This window comes from Nocardia sp. NPDC046473, from assembly GCF_040645995.1.
Classification (GTDB): domain Bacteria; phylum Actinomycetota; class Actinomycetes; order Mycobacteriales; family Mycobacteriaceae; genus Nocardia.
Map to the genome: position 1 here is coordinate 38,923 of NZ_JBEYZJ010000005.1, position 16,476 is coordinate 55,398.

Annotated in this window: 16 protein-coding genes; 7 read left to right on the plus strand and 9 right to left on the minus strand. The window is 65.8% G+C overall.

All coding sequences use genetic code 11. The annotated features are described in order from the left end of the window. Positions 1 to 72 precede the first annotated feature (72 nt). The 3 genes from ABZ942_RS18025 to ABZ942_RS18035 form a co-directional block, all read right to left on the minus strand. Positions 73 to 936: an ADP-ribosylglycohydrolase family protein gene (locus ABZ942_RS18025; protein WP_357383277.1), complete on the minus strand. Its 864-nt coding sequence runs from the start codon at positions 934 to 936 to the stop codon at positions 73 to 75. A 95-nt stretch (positions 937 to 1,031) separates the two neighbouring features. After that, positions 1,032 to 1,508 carry a hypothetical protein gene (locus tag ABZ942_RS18030; RefSeq protein WP_357383279.1) on the minus strand — a complete coding sequence of 159 codons (477 nt, stop codon included), beginning with the start codon at positions 1,506 to 1,508 and terminating at the stop codon, positions 1,032 to 1,034. A 122-nt stretch (positions 1,509 to 1,630) separates the two neighbouring features. Further along, positions 1,631 to 1,843, minus strand: coding sequence for a hypothetical protein (locus tag ABZ942_RS18035; RefSeq protein ID WP_357383281.1), 213 nt, complete (start codon positions 1,841 to 1,843; stop codon positions 1,631 to 1,633). 286 nt (positions 1,844 to 2,129) lie between these two features. Here ABZ942_RS18035 and ABZ942_RS18040 point away from each other — a divergent pair, with 286 nt between their 5' ends. After that, positions 2,130 to 2,648: an AAA family ATPase gene (locus ABZ942_RS18040; protein WP_357383282.1), complete on the plus strand. Its 519-nt coding sequence runs from the start codon at positions 2,130 to 2,132 to the stop codon at positions 2,646 to 2,648. A gap of 74 nt (positions 2,649 to 2,722) precedes the next feature. Here the strand turns inward: ABZ942_RS18040 and ABZ942_RS18045 are convergent, their stop codons facing one another. Genes ABZ942_RS18045 through prpD form a run of 3 tightly spaced genes read right to left on the minus strand, consistent with a single transcriptional unit; the run spans position 2,723 to position 6,263 of the window. Continuing rightward, positions 2,723 to 3,847, minus strand: coding sequence for a bifunctional 2-methylcitrate synthase/citrate synthase (locus ABZ942_RS18045; RefSeq protein WP_357383284.1), 1,125 nt, complete (start codon positions 3,845 to 3,847; stop codon positions 2,723 to 2,725). After that, the gene (prpB, locus tag ABZ942_RS18050; RefSeq protein WP_357383286.1) at positions 3,847 to 4,761 is read right to left on the minus strand and encodes a methylisocitrate lyase; all 915 of its coding nucleotides are present in this window, start codon (positions 4,759 to 4,761) and stop codon (positions 3,847 to 3,849) included. Before prpB ends, ABZ942_RS18045 begins: the two co-directional genes overlap by 1 nt. Beyond that, positions 4,761 to 6,263: a 2-methylcitrate dehydratase PrpD gene (gene prpD, locus ABZ942_RS18055; RefSeq protein ID WP_357383288.1), complete on the minus strand. Its 1,503-nt coding sequence runs from the start codon at positions 6,261 to 6,263 to the stop codon at positions 4,761 to 4,763. Before prpD ends, prpB begins: the two co-directional genes overlap by 1 nt. A 119-nt stretch (positions 6,264 to 6,382) precedes the next feature. Between prpD and ABZ942_RS18060 the strand changes: the two genes are divergently transcribed. Further along, complete coding sequence (locus ABZ942_RS18060; protein WP_357383290.1) at positions 6,383 to 7,810, plus strand: short-chain fatty acyl-CoA regulator family protein; 1,428 nt, start codon at positions 6,383 to 6,385, stop codon at positions 7,808 to 7,810. Here the strand turns inward: ABZ942_RS18060 and ABZ942_RS18065 are convergent, their stop codons facing one another. After that, positions 7,811 to 8,776, minus strand: coding sequence for a DUF1152 domain-containing protein (locus ABZ942_RS18065; RefSeq protein ID WP_357383292.1), 966 nt, complete (start codon positions 8,774 to 8,776; stop codon positions 7,811 to 7,813). 447 nt (positions 8,777 to 9,223) lie between these two features. Between ABZ942_RS18065 and ABZ942_RS18070 the strand changes: the two genes are divergently transcribed. Then, on the plus strand, positions 9,224 to 10,456 hold the full coding sequence (locus tag ABZ942_RS18070; RefSeq protein WP_357383294.1) for a hypothetical protein: 1,233 nt from the start codon (positions 9,224 to 9,226) through the stop codon (positions 10,454 to 10,456). Position 10,457: 1 nt separating this feature from the next. Here ABZ942_RS18070 and ABZ942_RS18075 read toward each other — a convergent pair whose 3' ends face one another. After that, positions 10,458 to 12,077 carry an adenylate/guanylate cyclase domain-containing protein gene (locus ABZ942_RS18075; RefSeq protein ID WP_357383296.1) on the minus strand — a complete coding sequence of 540 codons (1,620 nt, stop codon included), beginning with the start codon at positions 12,075 to 12,077 and terminating at the stop codon, positions 10,458 to 10,460. 120 nt (positions 12,078 to 12,197) lie between these two features. Between ABZ942_RS18075 and ABZ942_RS18080 the strand changes: the two genes are divergently transcribed. From ABZ942_RS18080 to ABZ942_RS18090, 3 genes are read left to right on the plus strand one after another with little or no spacing between them, the layout of a single operon-like run. Beyond that, the gene (locus ABZ942_RS18080; protein WP_357383298.1) at positions 12,198 to 12,521 is read left to right on the plus strand and encodes a hypothetical protein; all 324 of its coding nucleotides are present in this window, start codon (positions 12,198 to 12,200) and stop codon (positions 12,519 to 12,521) included. Then, positions 12,518 to 14,041 (plus strand): YfcC family protein, encoded by a 1,524-nt coding sequence (locus ABZ942_RS18085; RefSeq protein ID WP_357383300.1) that lies wholly within the window; start codon positions 12,518 to 12,520, stop codon positions 14,039 to 14,041. Before ABZ942_RS18080 ends, ABZ942_RS18085 begins: the two co-directional genes overlap by 4 nt. Before the next feature lie 5 nt (positions 14,042 to 14,046). Further along, entirely contained in the window at positions 14,047 to 14,721 is a 675-nt protein-coding gene (locus ABZ942_RS18090) for a L,D-transpeptidase family protein (protein ID WP_357383302.1), read from the plus strand. 39 nt (positions 14,722 to 14,760) lie between these two features. On the opposite strand, the gene ABZ942_RS18095 is transcribed toward ABZ942_RS18090, so the two are convergent. Beyond that, a complete protein-coding gene (locus ABZ942_RS18095) occupies positions 14,761 to 15,456 on the minus strand; it encodes a DUF3558 domain-containing protein (protein ID WP_357383304.1) in 696 nt (231 codons plus the stop codon). Between the two features lie 171 nt (positions 15,457 to 15,627). Here ABZ942_RS18095 and ABZ942_RS18100 point away from each other — a divergent pair, with 171 nt between their 5' ends. After that, positions 15,628 to 16,476 (plus strand): hypothetical protein, encoded by an 849-nt coding sequence (locus ABZ942_RS18100; RefSeq protein WP_357383306.1) that lies wholly within the window; start codon positions 15,628 to 15,630, stop codon positions 16,474 to 16,476.

Here is a 16,476-nt window from a genome sequence, read left to right on the forward strand (position 1 = left end):
CAGCTGTAAAACGGAGTGGTCGTAATTCGATCGACACGGAATATTGTCGCGCGGCAGTGCAACTGGTCCGTCTCAATCTGTCGCCCATATCGGCAGTGGCTCGCGTGCGGCCAGCCACTGTTCCGGAATACCGCGGATATCGGCGCGGCGTCCGATTCCCGTGTGGGCCGCCACGATGCCGCCGACTATCGCGGCGGACGTGTCCGCGTCTCCACCCGCTTCGACGCATGCGGTGATGGCGGACGGGTAGTCATCGAGGAAGGTTGCGGCTGCCCACAGCGTGAACGGCACCGTGTCTTGGGCGCTGACTGCTGCGCCGTTGCCGAGCTCGTATGCCGCCTCCGCGATCGGTCGACCGAGTAGCTTCCTGGCTCGACGGACGCCGTCGGCGGTTCGGCCGTCGATCAGATAAGGTTCGACCGCTTGCAGTAATTCGCCTGGCGTGCAGCCCTTTTCACGTGTCGCCGCGGCGTGGGCGGCCGCTACGGCGATCACCATGGCGCCGACAATCGCCTCCGGGTGTCGATGGGTGACCTCGGCGGACAGTGCGGCCTGCGCGGCCGCTCGGTCCGGATCGTCGGCGAAGTGGGCGCCGAGTGGGGCGACTCGCATGGCGGCACCGTTTCCCCACGATCCGCGGCCGCCGAAGGCAGCACCCGCGGCTTCGGCCCAGGGGCGGCCGTCGCGAATCTCGTGCAGCACAACGACTGTGCCGCCGCCATAGCCGCGATACGGTTCGCAGCGATCGGCGAAGACGGCCGCGAGAGCGTCCCGGTCGATGCGGCCGCGGCTGCGGATTTCCGCGTAGACCGAGCAGGCCATCTCGGTGTCGTCGGTCCACGGCCATGGGGCGGCCGGCGGTCGCCCGGCGAATAGATCAGGGACGGACCGGCCGGGCACGAAGAACTGTGCGCCCAGCGCATCACCAACGGACAAACCGTCGAGGCTGTCGGAAACGGGATCGGAAACCAGCGGCATAAGTGGGGCAATAGTGCCAAAACGCATCCAGTTACCGCAACCCGCGCTGTCGATTACACGCTGCGCTGCTCCGCACTGGGCATCATGTGCGAAACGATGCACTGCTCCAGATGAACAAGCCACTCGTAACCCTGTGTGGTGCCCGAGATCCACGCCGCCGTAGCACCGCTGAGAACGTCGCGCGGGTGCGGGGTTTCGGGATCATCGACCGGCACCTCCGGCTCTTCGCGACGATGTCTCCCGCCGGGCTCGGGCTTCGGCTTGGATTCAGGGACAGGGGTCACCTCGGTGTCGCCGAACGGCCGCTCGCCGCTCGTCGCGTCCGGCAGCGCTTCCGGTCCACTGGCCGGTGGCGGTGCGAAGAACGGGCCGCTCGGCTCGCCCACGGTGGTCAGGCCGCGGCTGGCGGTCGGCTCGCTGCGCTCTGAGTTCCGGTCAGCAGTGACCAGCGCGGTGAGCAGTGCGGCTGTCGACACCATGGCCAACCGCATCGGAACGTCGGGCTTTCGTGGTGCGCGGTGCTTACCCATCGGCTACTTTCCGTCGAATACCGTCGGGTCTGAGAGTTTAAGTCGCGCGACCAGTTCCGGCCACAAGGATAAGCGCACCTTCACAAACATTAAGCCGCACTTACACTTTGCACGCTGAAGGGCTACTTCGGTAACGCCGCGATGCCATTCACTAAAACATATCCGGCGTTCTCCGTCGAAGGAATAATTTTCGCGATCTCACGGACGACCACGTCCGGCTCGGTGACGGGAATGTAATGGCTCGAATGTTCGGCGATGACATGACGGCCCTGCGGCGATTGCGCCGCGCGGTGCGCATGTGAAGCAATGGCTTCGGCACGTGCCGCGGCACCCATGCCGTCGCCCGTGCGGGCACCCGATATCACGGTCGCCGGTATCGACTCGAGGTCCGGCGACTCGTCGCGCCAACCGGCGAGCTCATCGATGAGGCGGAAGGTGCGACTCGGCTCCAACCGAAGCCCAACTCGCCCTTGGTAGCGATGATCTGCTCCCACGACCGTGACACTCAGATCAGCGCACGTCAGCCATGCGAACGACTACTTGGCATACAGCGGCAGATCAACCGCGTACTGTACGGCACATCAACCACCGAAGTAGCGGCAGATCAACCAGAAAAGCACCGTGGATTCCACGGTGAACACCCTCGTCACCATCCGGGGCAACTCCGCATCGGGTAAGTCGACAGTCGCCAAGGCCGTTCAGCAGCGTTTCGACCACAGCCGATGCGTTGTGGTTCCACAAGACGTCGTGCGTCGGCAGATGCTGCGCGAGTCCGACGAACCCGGCGCCTTCAATATCACGCTGATCGAACAGATCGCCCGGACATGCCTTGCCAGCGGACGCCTCGTGATTGTCGAAGGCATCCTCGACGCGCACCGGTATGGGCCGATGCTGCAACGACTGGCCGCCGCGGCGACCCGATCTTTGCATTACAGCTTCGATCTCACCTTCGCCGAGACGTTGTCCCGACATGCTGGGAGGCCGCAGGCCGCGACCATCCCGGAACAGATGATGGCGCAGTGGTATCACGGCTGGCAACCAGTGGCTGGCCTCGACGAGGTACGAATCGACGCCACCTGGACTCTTGAACAGATCGTTGATCGGATCCACCGCGATGTTCTCGCTGCGCATTCGTCGTGATCAGGGGTTTCAATGACAGGCAGTCAGTAGGACGGTCTGCAGGGGGCGCGGCTGTCGCTGGCAGGAGTCTCGGGTCAGGCGACGACGGAACGTTGGGGGACGCCGATGTATTCGCTCAGGGGGCGGATGAGGGCGTTGGATTCGGATTGTTCGATTATGTGGGCGGCCCAGCCGGTGATTCGGCTCATGACGAAGATGGGGGTGAAGACTTCTATGTCGAAGCCTAGGAGGTAGTAGGCGGGGCCGGTGGGGAAGTCGAGGTTGGGTTTTATGCCGGTGGCGTTGTTCATGGTGCGTTCGAGGGTTTCGTAGATTTGGACCCATTTGTGGCCGTTGGTGGCGGTGGCGATGTCGAGGAAGGACTGCTTCATGGTGGGGACTCGGGAGTCGCCGTTGTTGTAGACGCGGTGGCCGAAGCCCATGACCTTTTCCTTTTTGGCGAGCTTGTTGCGTAGCCACTGCTCGGCCAGGGCGGGGTCGTCGATCTCGATCATGTCGTGCATGACCGCCTCGTTGGCGCCGCCGTGCAGCGGGCCTTTGAGGGCGCCGATGGCGGCGGTGACCGCGCTGTAGATGTCGGACATGGTCGAGGTGACGACGCGGGCGGCGAAGGTCGAGGCGTTGAAACTGTGCTCGGCGTAGAGGATCAGGGATACCTCGAACGCCTGCACCAGTTCCCGGGACGGGATCTTGCCGAAGCACATGTTCAGGAAGTTCTCGGCGAACCCGAGATGCGAGTGCGGGGCGATCGGGTCCTGGCCGTGCCGGCGACGATGGTCGGCCGCGACGATGGTCGGCAGCACCGCCATCATCCGTAAAGCCTTGGCGCGGTTGGCGGCTGGGCTGTTGTCTGCTTCGGCGGGATCCTCGGCGCCGAGGTAGCTGATGGCCGTGCGCACGATATCCATCGGATGGCAGTTGTCGGGCATCTTCGTCACCAGCGACAGCAGCGACCGATCGGCGCGGCGGGCGGCGCGCTCCTGCTGGCAGAACCGTTCCAGCTGAGCGTCATCGGGCAACTCGCTGTGCCAGAGCAGGTAGGCGACCTGCTCGAAACTGCAGTGCGCGGCCAGATCCTGTACGGCGTAACCGCGGTAGGTCAGCGAGTTGGTTTCCGGCACCACCTTGGACACGGCGGTGGTGTCCACGACAACACCGGCGAGCCCCTTGTAGATAGTAGGTATGGTGGTCTCAGTCATCACTGGTCTCTTCCCAGGCTGAAATTGAATACGTCGGAATCGAATTCGTTGTAGCGCTCGTACTGCAGTAACTCGTACAGTCTGCTGCGCGGCTGCATCCGATCAATCAGACCGGCCTGCGTACCCTCGGCGAAGATCTCGCGCAGACCGTTCTCCGCCGCCCACATCGCCAGGCGCAGTGTGGAAACGGGGTAGATGACCGCGTTGTACCCGACTGCCTCCAACGTCTTGGCAGACAGCAACTCGGACTTGCCGAACTCGGTCATGTTCGCCAGCAACGGAATCGAGACGGCAGCGCGGAATTTCGCGAAATCCTTCTCGTCGACCAATGCTTCGGTGAAGATCAGATCCGCTCCGGCATCGGCATACGCTTTGGCGCGTTCGATGGCGGCGTCGATGCCCTCGATCCCGGCCGCGTCGGTCCGCGCGCAGACCACGAAATTCGCGTCCCGCCTTGCGGATACGGCCGCCCGCAGCCTGCGCACCATCTCCGCGGTTGGCACCACGGCCTTGCCGTCGAGATGGCCGCAGCGCTTCGGATTGACCTGGTCTTCGAAGTGGCAACCTGCGATCCCGGCGTCCTCTAGGACGGTCACGGTGCGCGCAGCACTCATCGGCTCACCGAACCCGGTGTCGGCATCGATGAGCGTCGGCAGCTCGGTCACCCGCGCGATCTGCTGCCCACGCTCGGAAACCTCGGTGAGCGTGGTGAGCCCGATATCGGGCAGCGCGAGATCGGCCGAAACCACCGCACCGGAAACATAGACCCCCTCGAACCCGATCTCCTGAATCAGCTTGGCCACCAACGGATTGAACGCACCGGGAAGCCGCTGAATCGAACCCGAAGCCAGACCTGCGCGGAAGGCGATGCGCTTGTCGGCGGCCGAAGTATCGGCCGCAATCAGGCCCGGCATCAGAACAGACCCTTCGGCAGCTGCGGTGCCCGCGCGAGGACCTCGTCGGACACAGTGAACGAAAGCTGGGACAGCTCAGCGGCACTCAGCTCGGCGGTGCGTTGCGCGACATCGAGGAAGCGATCCTGCTCGGCCGGTGCGATGACACCCTCGGCCAGCGTGCGGAACTTGGCGATGTACTGCTCACGAGCGAACGGACGAGCCCCGAGCGGGTGCGCATCGGCGATCGCGAGCTCGTCGACGATCACCTCACCGCTCTTCAGCGTGACCTCAGCCCTTGCGCCGAACGCCTTTTCCGCCGGATCGGTGGAGTGATAGCGCCGGGTCCACTCGGGATCCTCGGCGGTGGAGATCTTGCGCCACAGCTCGACGGTGTCCGGCCGCTGCGCGCGTTCGGGCGCGTAAGACCGCTCGTGGTGCCAGGTTCCGTCCTGCAACGCGACCGCGAAGATGTACATCACCGAGTGGTCCAGGGTCTCGCGCGAGGCCGTCGGATCGAACTTCTGCGGGTCGCCGGAGCCGGTTCCGATGACGACGTGGGTGTGGTGACTGGTGTGCAGCACGATCGAGGCGATCTGGTCGAGATCGCCGATCCGGTCGCGCATCCGGCGGGCCAGGTCGATCGGCGCCTGGCTCTGGTACTCCGCGGAATGTTCCTTGGTGTAGGAGTCCAGGATGGCCCGCTTGGGTTCGCCGGGGCCGGGCAGCGGGACCGAGTATTCCTTGTTCGGGCCGCCGAGCAGCCAAGCGATCACCCCGTCCTCGCCCTCCCAGATCGGCGACGGCGCACCCTCGCCGCGCAGCGCCCGGTCGACCGCCTCGACGGCCATCTTGCCTGCGAACGCCGGTGCGTAGGCCTTCCAGCTGGAGATCTCACCCTTGCGGGACTGCCTGGTCGCGGTGGTGGTGTGCAGCGCCTGGCCGACGGCCTGGTAGCTGGTCTCGGCGTCGAGGCCGAGCAGGGTACCGATGCCCGCGGCGGCGGACGGGCCGAGGTGGGCGACGTGGTCGATCTTGTGCTCGTGCAGGCAGATCGCGCGCACCAGATCGATCTGGATCTCGTAGCCGGTGGCCAGGCCGCGGATCAGGTCCCGCCCGGTGCGCCCGGCGTGCTGGGCGACGGCCAGGATCGGCGGGATGTTGTCGCCGGGGTGGGAGTATTCGGCGGCCAAAAACGTGTCGTGGAAATCGAGTTCACGCACCGCGACGCCGTTGGCCCACGCGGCCCACTCGGGGGAGTAGCTGCCGCCGACGCCGAACACGGCCGCGCCGGGCTGGTAGGGGTGCGCCCGTGCTTGGGCGCGGGCATTGGCGACCGGGCGCCGGGTGAGCGAGGCCGCCGCGACCGCGGCGTTGTCGATGATCCGGTTGATGATCATCTCCGCCGTTTCCGGCGCCACCTCGACCGAGTCGGCGGCGACCTCGGCGATGCGCCACGCGAGGTGTTCTTCGCGCGGGAACTGCTCGGCGGACCGGTGGGTGCGAACGAGATGATTCTTCATATTTCGCACGCTACACACGTCGGTTCGGTGCGGAAATACCTCGCAAATGCCTATATTTGCGGAAGCCGACCGGTGAAGTTGTAAAAGTTGTGTAGGACGGTGGTGCTAGATTTCGAGTTATGCAGAAGATGTACGCGGGCGGTCGGATGCGCGCGCTGCGTGAGCAACGCGGGCTGACCCAGACCGGGATGGCCGGCACGCTCGGGCTGTCGGTCAGCTACATCAATCAGCTGGAAAACGACCAGCGGCCGTTGACCGTGCCGGTGTTGCTACGACTCAACTCGACTTTCGACCTGGATATGCAGTTCTTCGCCGCCGACACCGACGCGCGGCTGCTCGCCGATCTGCAGGAGGTCTTCGCCGAGGATCCTGACGGGTCGACCATCACGACCACCGAGATCGATGAACTCGTCTCCCGTATTCCCGCCGCGGCACGGGTGCTGGTCGGCATGCATCGTCGGTTGCGCGGCGCCACCGAACAGCTCGAACGCGTTTCCGCCGGTATCGACCCGCGTTCGCACGACGCGGGCACCGGCATGCCGTACGAGGATGTGCGCGATTTCTTCTACGACCATCGCAACCACATCCCTGACCTGGACACCGCCGCCGAAGAACTGTTCACCCGTCGCGGATTCACGCTCGGTGGAATGGATCTGCAGCTGACCCGATTACTGAGGGAGGAGCACGACATCGCGGTCGCGATCCGCACCGATGATCCCGATCAGCCCGGCCCGAAGCGCACCTTCGACCCAGCCACCCGAATTCTCACCCTTGCTCGCAGGCTCTCGGCCGGGCAACGCGCGTTCCAGCTCGCGACCCAACTGGCGTTCCTCACCCAAGCCGACGCCATCGACGCGATCATCGCGCGGGCCGATTCGCTGGCCGCGCAATCGCGCGGACTACTGCGGGTCGGGCTGGCCAACTACTTCGCCGGCGCATTGATCCTGCCCTACACCGCGTTTCACGATGCCGCCGAGGCGCTGCGCTACGACATCGACCTACTGTCGGCGAAATTCGAGGTCGGTTTCGAGACTGTCAGCCATCGGTTGTCTACCCTGCAACGGCCGGGCCGACGTGGGGTGCCGTTCTTGTTCGTCCGCACCGACCGGGCGGGCAATATCTCGAAACGTCAGTCCGCCACCGCCTTTCACTTCTCCCGAGTAGGCGGCAGCTGCCCGCTGTGGGTGGTGCACGAGGCGTTCGCGACGCCGGGTCGCATCCGAACCCAGATCGCCCAGATGCCCGACGGTCGCCGCTACCTGTGGCTGGCCCGCACCACCGACGAAAGCACCCCCGGCTACCTCTCGCCCAAACGCGACTTCGCCATCGGCCTCGGCTGCGACCTCAGCTACGCGCACAAACTCGTGTACTCCCACGGACTTCCGATCGATGACACCAGCGCCGCCATCCCGATCGGCCCCGGCTGCAAAGTATGTGAACGCCCAGCCTGCGCCCAACGCGCCTTCCCGCAACTCGGCCGCCCCATCCGCGTCGACGAGAACAACGCACTCAACATCCCGTATACGCCGGGCGATCAACGCAGCTGATCAGTGCGGAATGAGGCTGTGCGGGCGAGGTTTCGGGCGGTCCGCCAGGTGCGCTTCGATGAGCTGAACCACCTGGTAGGCGTCGTCGGTCGGCTCGAGCAGCGGTAGGTATTCGACGCTGCGCGCGAGGGCGGGAAGGTCGACGGACAGATACATCGCCATCAGTGGATTCACGAATAGCTTTGTGCCGCAGGTGCGGTCGGTGGCATGGGTATCACCGAACTTGCCGTGCAACGCATCCGCGATCTGGGAGTGAACGATGCTGGGGCGCAACGGAGTTTCGGCCAGACAGTGGCTGACAGCGGCGAGGTACGCGACTGCCTCCTGGCTGTCCGGCGGGATGGAGAACGCGCCGAGGAATGCGTTCTGGCGTTGCAGCGCAGCGAGATTCTCCAGTACGTGGGCATGACAGACACCGTGGTAGGCGTCGATACCGAACCCGACCGACACCACGAGGCGAGCGATGTCGTCGAGTCCCGCGACCGCGGCGAGACTGGTCATGTCTTCGTGCGGCGTGCCGAGCCCGGCCTCGTCGCCGCGGAGCAGGATGTCGGTGCCGCCGTCGATGAGCACCAACGTGTCCGCGCCGAGATGATCGATGAGCGCGCGATAGGCGGCCCGCAAGGGGCGGACGCCGGACTTGGGGAAGGCGTACACGATCGGTTCGCGATCGGTGCTCGCCAGCCATCGAGCCAGGGTGCGTTCAGGGAAGTAGTCATCGTTACCGTCGGTCTCGGGATGTACAGCGGCCACCCCCGGCGCGAGCCAGTCATCGAGCGGGGTCCTGCTCAGGTTGCTGAACGACAGGTTCGCCAGGTGCACCTGCTTACCGAGCCCTTCCAGCGCAACGGCGAGTGGGATGCCACCGTACACATCGAATCCGCCGCCCGCCCCGGCTATCAACACCTTGGAGGCGTCCCGCAGACGGGTGAACAGAGGGGGCTCGACCAAGCTGAACGACGACACCCAGCCATTATCGCGGCGGCGACCACCGGCTGATCGTGCTGCCGTTATCGAGCCTCACACGGACCACACAGCTGGGACGTAGCTGATCAGCCCAGTTCCAGCAATATGTCGCCAGTGCCGACATTAAGTACTTCATCGCCGACGACGCCGCAGACACGGTCCGGGCCACGAATTCGAGGGCAGTTCAAGCGAAATCACCGCCTGGGTGAAATCTAATTTCACCGCGACAACTGTCGGTGACAGCATGATTTACAACCTCAGTCAGCCGAGGTGATACAGAGCGGGCCCTCCTACCGATACAGGGTTGCCGGACCGGACGCTTTGTCCGTCCGGCAACCCAGCACCGCTGTAGCTGCTGCGGCAACTCGAGGGAGATTTACGATGGCGTACCGACTGGGCGACATAGATTGTGTCAGTGCGCGAGGGCATTCCGCTTTGGGTGGGACCTTGGCAATACAGGCGGTCTGGCGTTACGACCGTCCGGTGGATATGGCCGGTCTGACGGACTTTCACGCCGCGTTGCAGGACGGCAGGTTGGGGCGGGTGGTCGCGGCCGCGACGATTCCGGCCGCGGGCGACCGGTGGAGTGCGCGAGCGAAATTCGGTCCGGTCGAGGTGACCGAGGCGCCTATTCCGCATGGTGAGCTGGCAACGTGGATAGCCGAGCAGGGCCGCGCGGAATTGCAGACCTTCGGTGGTCCGGCGTGGCGGTTGGCGGTGACCGCCTGCGATAACGGCGAAAGCGCGGTATCGCTGCTGGCTTCCCACACGATCGCCGATGGTCGCGCATTTTGCGACGCGATTGCGGAGGCGGTCGCGGGAAAATCCTTCGATCTGGACTATAGATCGGATGAATTCGGGCGAATGCGTTTGCTGTCCGACGATTTTCGCGATGCCGCGCGCCGCGGCCGGGTGCTGGTGCAGGCGGTCGGCCTGGCGGTGCAGATGGCGGTTGTCCGGCGCGGCGAAGCCAAGGTGCGCGATGAGGAAGACCCGAACTTTCACCTGCCGTCGGTCGACGCGACGGTTCCCGCGCCACTGTGGCATGCCGCCGCCCGGACTCGCGGCGGCTCCGCGACCACGTTGGCGGTCGCGGTGACCGCGGCCATCGCCACCGAGATCGGTCGCACCGACGACCAGGGGCGGGCCCGCATAATGATGCCGGTCAGTACCCGCACCGAGGCGGATCGTCGCGCGAATGCCTTGGCCTCCATTGATTTCGAGGTGGATCTCCGGGACGGCATGCTGACCGACCTGGCACCGTTGCGCGCGCTGATGAAGGAGAAGCTGGGCGCGGCCGCGGGACAGCCTGCGCCGCCGCTGATTCCGCTCGCGGTCGCGCTGCCGCGCCGGTTGTTCGCCGTGCTGGTGCGCAAGGTCGCCGCCGACGCGACCGTCTCGGTGTGCTCCAACCTCGGCGAAATCGACCCCGCGATGCTCCGCATCGACGGCGGCCCGGCCGCGACGATCAGGCTCGGCCTGGTGAATCAGAGCCTCGACTCGCGCACCGTCGTGACCGAACGCGGCGGCAACCTGTATGTGTCGCTCTTCGAATCCGCCGGGGAAGTCACTATGCGCGTCAACGGTTTTCACGCACCGAAGCTGGTCGACGTCGAGCAGCTGACCGAGCTGATCCAGCGGGTACTCGCCCAGTACGAGCTCTCGGCGACCCTCGGGTAACTCAGGCCCGCGCCCCGGTCGGGTCGTTGACCGGGACCGGCGCGAAGGTCTTGGTCGGTGTGGAGCGGCCGCGCAGCATCAGCGTGTTGTGCGGTTGCCACCACCGGGCTTCGTCGGCGGCATCGGCGATCGTGTCGTATGCGACCAAGATCCGTTCGGGCACCATCTTGGCTTGTTCGGTGAGGCGGGCGGCCACGTTGACCGGGTCGCCGATCACGGTGTATTCGTAGCGATGCTCCGCGCCGATATTGCCTGCTACGACGACTCCGGTCGACACCCCGATCGCGGCATCGAGTTCGGGATAGTGCTCGGCGAGGGCGGCCAGCGCGGTCCGCAGCGATCGTGCGGCACGCAGAACCGCGGCGGCGTGCCCGATGGTGTTGTCGGGTGGGCCGAATACGCACAGCGCGGCATCGCCCTCGAATTTGTTCACCCACCCGCCTTCGGCGCCCACGCAGCCCACCACGGCCGCGAACATGTCGTTGAGCATCGTCACCATGGCTTCCGGCGCCAGCCGCTGAGCCAGCGCGGTCGACCCGATCAGGTCGACGAACAGCACGCTGGCCGGGCGCCGCTCGCCGCCGACGCGCACGTCACCGGTCAGCGCGAAGCGGGCGACCTCGGTGCCGACGTGGCGACCGAACAGATCGTGCAGCCGTTCCCGTTCGCGCATTCCCTCGACCATGTGGTTGAACCCGGCCTGGAGTTGTCCCACCTCACCGCCGTAGTCGACCGGGATCTGCGCGCTCAGGTCGCCGTTCTGCACCCGTCGTTGCGCCGCCTGCAAGCCGACCACCGGCTCGACCAGCGACCATGCCATCGCGGCGGTGAAGGCGAGACCCGCGACGACACTCAACGCGGCGAGCACGGCCAGCGACACCGGCAGCCAGGTTCGCTCCGCGGGCGTCAGGCCGAGCGCCGCGGTGCCGAGCAGCACCACGGGCACGGCGCCGCTGAGTAGCCAGGACAGGATCAGCCGCCCGCGGAGTCCGAGCACCGCACCGGCCGGCGGCGCCTCGCCGTCCAGGACGATCCGCAGGACCGGCCGGGCCACCCGTTCCAGCAGCAGATACGACAGTGCCCCGCTGGTCAGGCCGCCGAGCGCGATGATGATGCCGACCCGCACGGTGTAGAGCACCGGATACTGCAGTACCGCGTGCACGATCGCGATCAAGATCGCCCCGAGGAACCAGCCGCCGAACTCGTCGATCGCCTCGGCCGAGGGAAAGCCCAGCGTCAGCGACCGTTCCTCGGCGGTCGGCGCCCGCCGCTGGCGCACCCAGCCGAACGCCCGATCCGCTCGGCGCTCGCCTCGATGGACACCGACGAGTATCGCGAGCGCGAAGTACACGACCCCGAACGTGCTGATCACGATGGCGTCGTGCCGGAAGTGCGCATGCCCACCGGTCCACGGAATGCTGAGCACGGCCAGCTGCACGGCGACCAGGACGAACCCGACACCGTTGGCGGCGATCGCCGCCCGCCGTCCGGTATGACGCTCGAACGCCGCCGCGACCGCGTCCCACAGATTGTCGTCGAACGGCAGGTTGTGCCGTGCGACGTCGGCTTGATCGTCGATCATGAGGAACCCTTCCAGGCCGCCATGCGTAACGTCCAGCACCGAGGACACCGCGTGCTGATGAAACCGTACGACACTTATCAGACCTGGGTTCGGTCACTCTTGGATAAACATCGCCGAGGCTTTGCTGGTGCGGGCGTATCAGGTGGTTCCATGTGCGGCATGAACCAGCGCGGTGACCTGCGTGTGATCGTCAGTGATCTGCTGCCGGAGCTCACGGAACTGCTCAAAGAGTCTATTTCGATACCGTCCATCGCGTTCCCGGGCTATCCCGTCGAGAACGTGCGGCGCGCGCACGATCGCGTTGCCGATGAGTTGCGAAGGTTCGGGGTCGATGACATTCGGGTGCTGCGGTTGCCCGATACCGCCCCGGTCGTTTACGGGCGCATTCCCGCCCCGCCGGGCGCACCGACGGTGCTGGTGTACGGGCACTATGACGTTCAGCCGCCTGGTGCTGAATCCTTCGCCGTCGGGGCGCGCCGGTGAATGATGTCGAAACAGCAACGGCCGCACCAGAATCCGAGCCATCGGCGCACAAGAAGTGGTTCTTTCCCTCGACCTACACGATCCTCGCCGGTGTCGCGCTGCTGGTGTGGCTCGCGGCATTCATCGTTCCGCCTGGCGTCTACCACACCGACGACAAGGGCCGTCCGATCGCCGGAACCTACCACCGCGTCGAGGACGCCAAGAATTTCGGCGCGCGGCTGCGCGACCTGTTCCTCTCGCCGATCAACGGGCTCTACGGAATTCAGGACGCCAAGACCGGACAGGTGGGTCCCGACCTGTCCGGCAATCTCTACGGCGCGGCGGCGGTGTTCCTGTTCGTGCTGGCCGTCGGCGCGTTCATCACCGTCGCCTTCGCCACCGGCGCGCTCGACAGCGGTATCGGGCAGCTGGCCTTTCGGCTGCGCAGCCGGTCGGCGCTGCTGATCGTCGGCGTCATGGTGGTGTTCGCGATCGCGGGCACGGTGGAAGGATTCGCGGAGGAAACCCTCGGCTTCTACGCGCTGTTGGTGCCGTTGACCTTGGCGCTCGGCTACGACCGGATGACGGCGGTCGGCGCGATCATCTGCGGGGCAGGCGTCGGCATGTTGTGTTCGACCGTCAACCCTTTCGCCACCGGCACCGCGTCCTCGGCCGCCGGCGTGCCCATCGGCGACGGCATTCTGCTGCGTATCGCGATGCTGGTGGTGCTCACCGCGGTCACCGTCGGATATGTGCTCTGGTACGCACGACGGGTCGAGCGTGATCCCGAGAAGTCCTGGTCGGGTTGGCAACCCGGCGACCGCGACGTGCGCGCCGAAGATCACGCGCCGGACCCGATGACCCACCGGCAGGCCGCGGTGCTCTGGTTGGTCGCGGTCACCTTCGCGTTCATGATCTTCGCGATCATTCCGTGGGCGGAGGTGATCAAGGGACCCGAGGCCGAGCGGTTCGGGTGGGAATTGGATTGGTATTTCCCCGAACTCACCGCGCTGTTCCTGGTCGGCGCGGTGCTGATCGGGCTCGTCGGCGGCCTTGGCGAGAACAAGGTGTCCGAGGCGATCGGCAAGGGCTTCGGCGACTTCGTCGGTGCGGGCATCGTGATCGTGCTCGCTCGCGGCGTGACCGTCATCATGAACAACAGCGAAATCACCAGCACCGCACTGCATGCGCTGGAAGGCGTGGTGACCGGTACCTCGTCGGCGCTGTTCGCGGTCGCGGTGTTCCTCGTGAATATTCCACTGGGCTTTCTGATCCCGTCCAGTTCCGGCCACGCCACCCTCGTCATGCCGATCATGGCGCCGCTCGCCGATTTCGCGAATGTGCCACGCTCCCTTGTGGTTACCGCATGGCAGTCGGCGTCCGGCTGGGCCAACCTGGTCACCCCGACCACGGCGGTGGTTACCGGCGGTATCGCCCTGGCGAAGGTGCGCTACGACCGTTACGTGCGGTTCGTCGCGCCACTCATGGGCATCCTGTTCGTGCTGATCTGCGCGTTCCTCGCCATCGGCGCCTGGTTCTGACACCCATGACCGCCACCCAGTGCGTCATCGGGCTCCTGGTTTCGGGAGTCGTAGCGGCCACGACTTCGGTGTGCGGCGGTCCCGATCTCACGCCCGTGCTGCACGCTCTCCCGGCGACCACCGGCCAGGCGGTGATCGTGCATGCGCCTACCGCCGCAACCACTTACGCGACGTTGGAAACATTCGAGAAGGTCGACGGCGACTGGCGCCCCGCGTTCCCGGCGATGGTCGCCAGAATCGGCGAAAACGGCTTCAGCGACCACCATCGAGAATCGGAGCCGTCGACTCCGACCGGCGTATACGGCTTCGGGGACACCCTCTACGGCCTCGAACCCGACCCTGGCACCCGCTACCCCTATCACGTTCTAGCCGTGGATGATTGGTGGAACGCCAACCCCGCCACCGCGGGCTACAACACCTTTCAGCACGGCGTCGATCCGGGCGGTGCCAGCGAGGCCCTCTGGCAGGTCACCCCGCAGTACGCCTACTTCGCCTTCATCACCTACAACGTGCCACCCGTCCCTGGAGCCGGTAGCGCAATCTTCCTACACGCCAACGGGTCCGGCGACACGTCAGGCTGCGTCAGCCTCGCCCGACCCGACCTACTGCACGTCCTACGCTGGCTGGACCCAACCCGCTCACCACGCATCGTGCTCGGCCCCGACAACGAACTGGCATGAATCAGATCATTGCGCGCACGGACACCTGCGGCGGTGCCCTCAGCCGTCCAGCGCTGACGCGATAACGGTCGCTATCTCTCGAATCTGGCTGCACGCCTCGGGAACCGGAACGGGTGCGGGCGGAACGGTCAGCGAGATCAGCAATGTTCCGTCCGGTGCTTCGACGGCGGCGTCGCAGGTGGGAATGGCCACCGCCGATCGGTAGACAACGGCAGGCCGTCCATTGATGGGATCGGTACCGACGACCTCGTTCCGCTTGCTTCCGCCGAACTCCGCCACCTTGTCCGTGTTCGTCGTAATAGAGAGGGATCCGGTGAGTGCCTCTGCCCCGTCGACCGTCGCCACCCTGCGGAAGGTGCAACCGATATGGGTCAACGTTGTCATGGACGTCACTTCGGCGGCATACCGTTCGCGACTCCCCGGATCGAATCCGACTTGCTCGATGAGCGAATCACGCACCCGGAAGCACGGATCGAACCCGACGAGCCGCGGCACGACCTGATCGGCGGCGGGCGGGACCGCCACCTTGATCCCGGGCACCGGCTCGGCCGCAGGCGTCGAAGACACCGGACCCGCGACCGCGGTAGTGGGCGTGGCATCGCCCCGCTCAGCGGAAGAACAGGCGGCAAGCACGCCGATGGTGCTCAGGAGCCCCAAGCCGGTCGCCACGGTCCGCCTACGACGGCTGAGCCGCAGTGGCCTGCCCGCTGTCGATGAACTCTGTCGCTGGATCACGTTCGGATCGTCCCCCTGTCGTGCCGGGCAGCTACCCGGTCGGTAATCGTCGGCCGCTCGCTCGCGTCGGCACGATGCTGACCCGACTGTATCGGGAGCGGGGACATGCGTCGGGCTCGGCCTCGACGGCGATGTTATCGTTGCCAACGATTTGCAGTAGGAGGGGAACCGTTGGGGTGGGATCAGTGGAATCGCGTCGGCCCGTTTCTGCGCGATCTCCTTCGCCGCGGTCCGGTGAGCTGGCGAATTCGGCTGGTGCGCATCGTCCTGGCGGTCGGCTTCGCCGCAGGTTTCATGGTGTACGTCACACAGACCGGGAATCCGCACCTGAACAACCAGGGTTCGGTCGAGAGCGCAGCTTCCGCGTGGCGACCGCCACCACGCAACTCCGGCCCGGTCGACCCGGCACCGCCGCCGGGTTTTCCGTACCTGGAATTTCCGCCGTCGATGACTCCCGCGTCGAACGGAATGCCCCAGCCCGTGCCGACTCGATACGGGCTTACCTACACGGTGCCGTCCGAGAAGGACTGGATGGCGAGCAACGAGACGGTACTCGGCTTCGTCGACGAGTCCGGGCAGGCAACGATCGCCACCTATGCGGCGGTGAGCAGGTACCGAGTGGGCTATTGCCCGGAAATCGACACTTCGAAGCTTGCCTATGTCGGCGTCACCGGCCGCAACGGTATCGACGTCGGGTCGGCCGCGCGGCAAGAGATCGACAAGACGGCGCAGTTGTTCAGTGCTGCCGAGGTCGGGGGACGGCCGACGGTCGAGATTCGCGGACCGTTCGAATTCGAGATCAGTGGCCGGCCTGCCGTGCGCTACTCCGCTGCGGTCTCCAACATCGCGAAGCGCGCGTCGTGCGAGCCCGACGCGGCGGAGTTCGACGTCATCGCCACGCCGGGCTACGCGAGCGCGGAAGTGGCGGTGTTCGTGGTGGAGCGTCACATCGACATGAAGAACTCACTGAAGAGGGCAGACATCGATTCGATCGTGCAGTCGATACGCAAAACCGGCTAG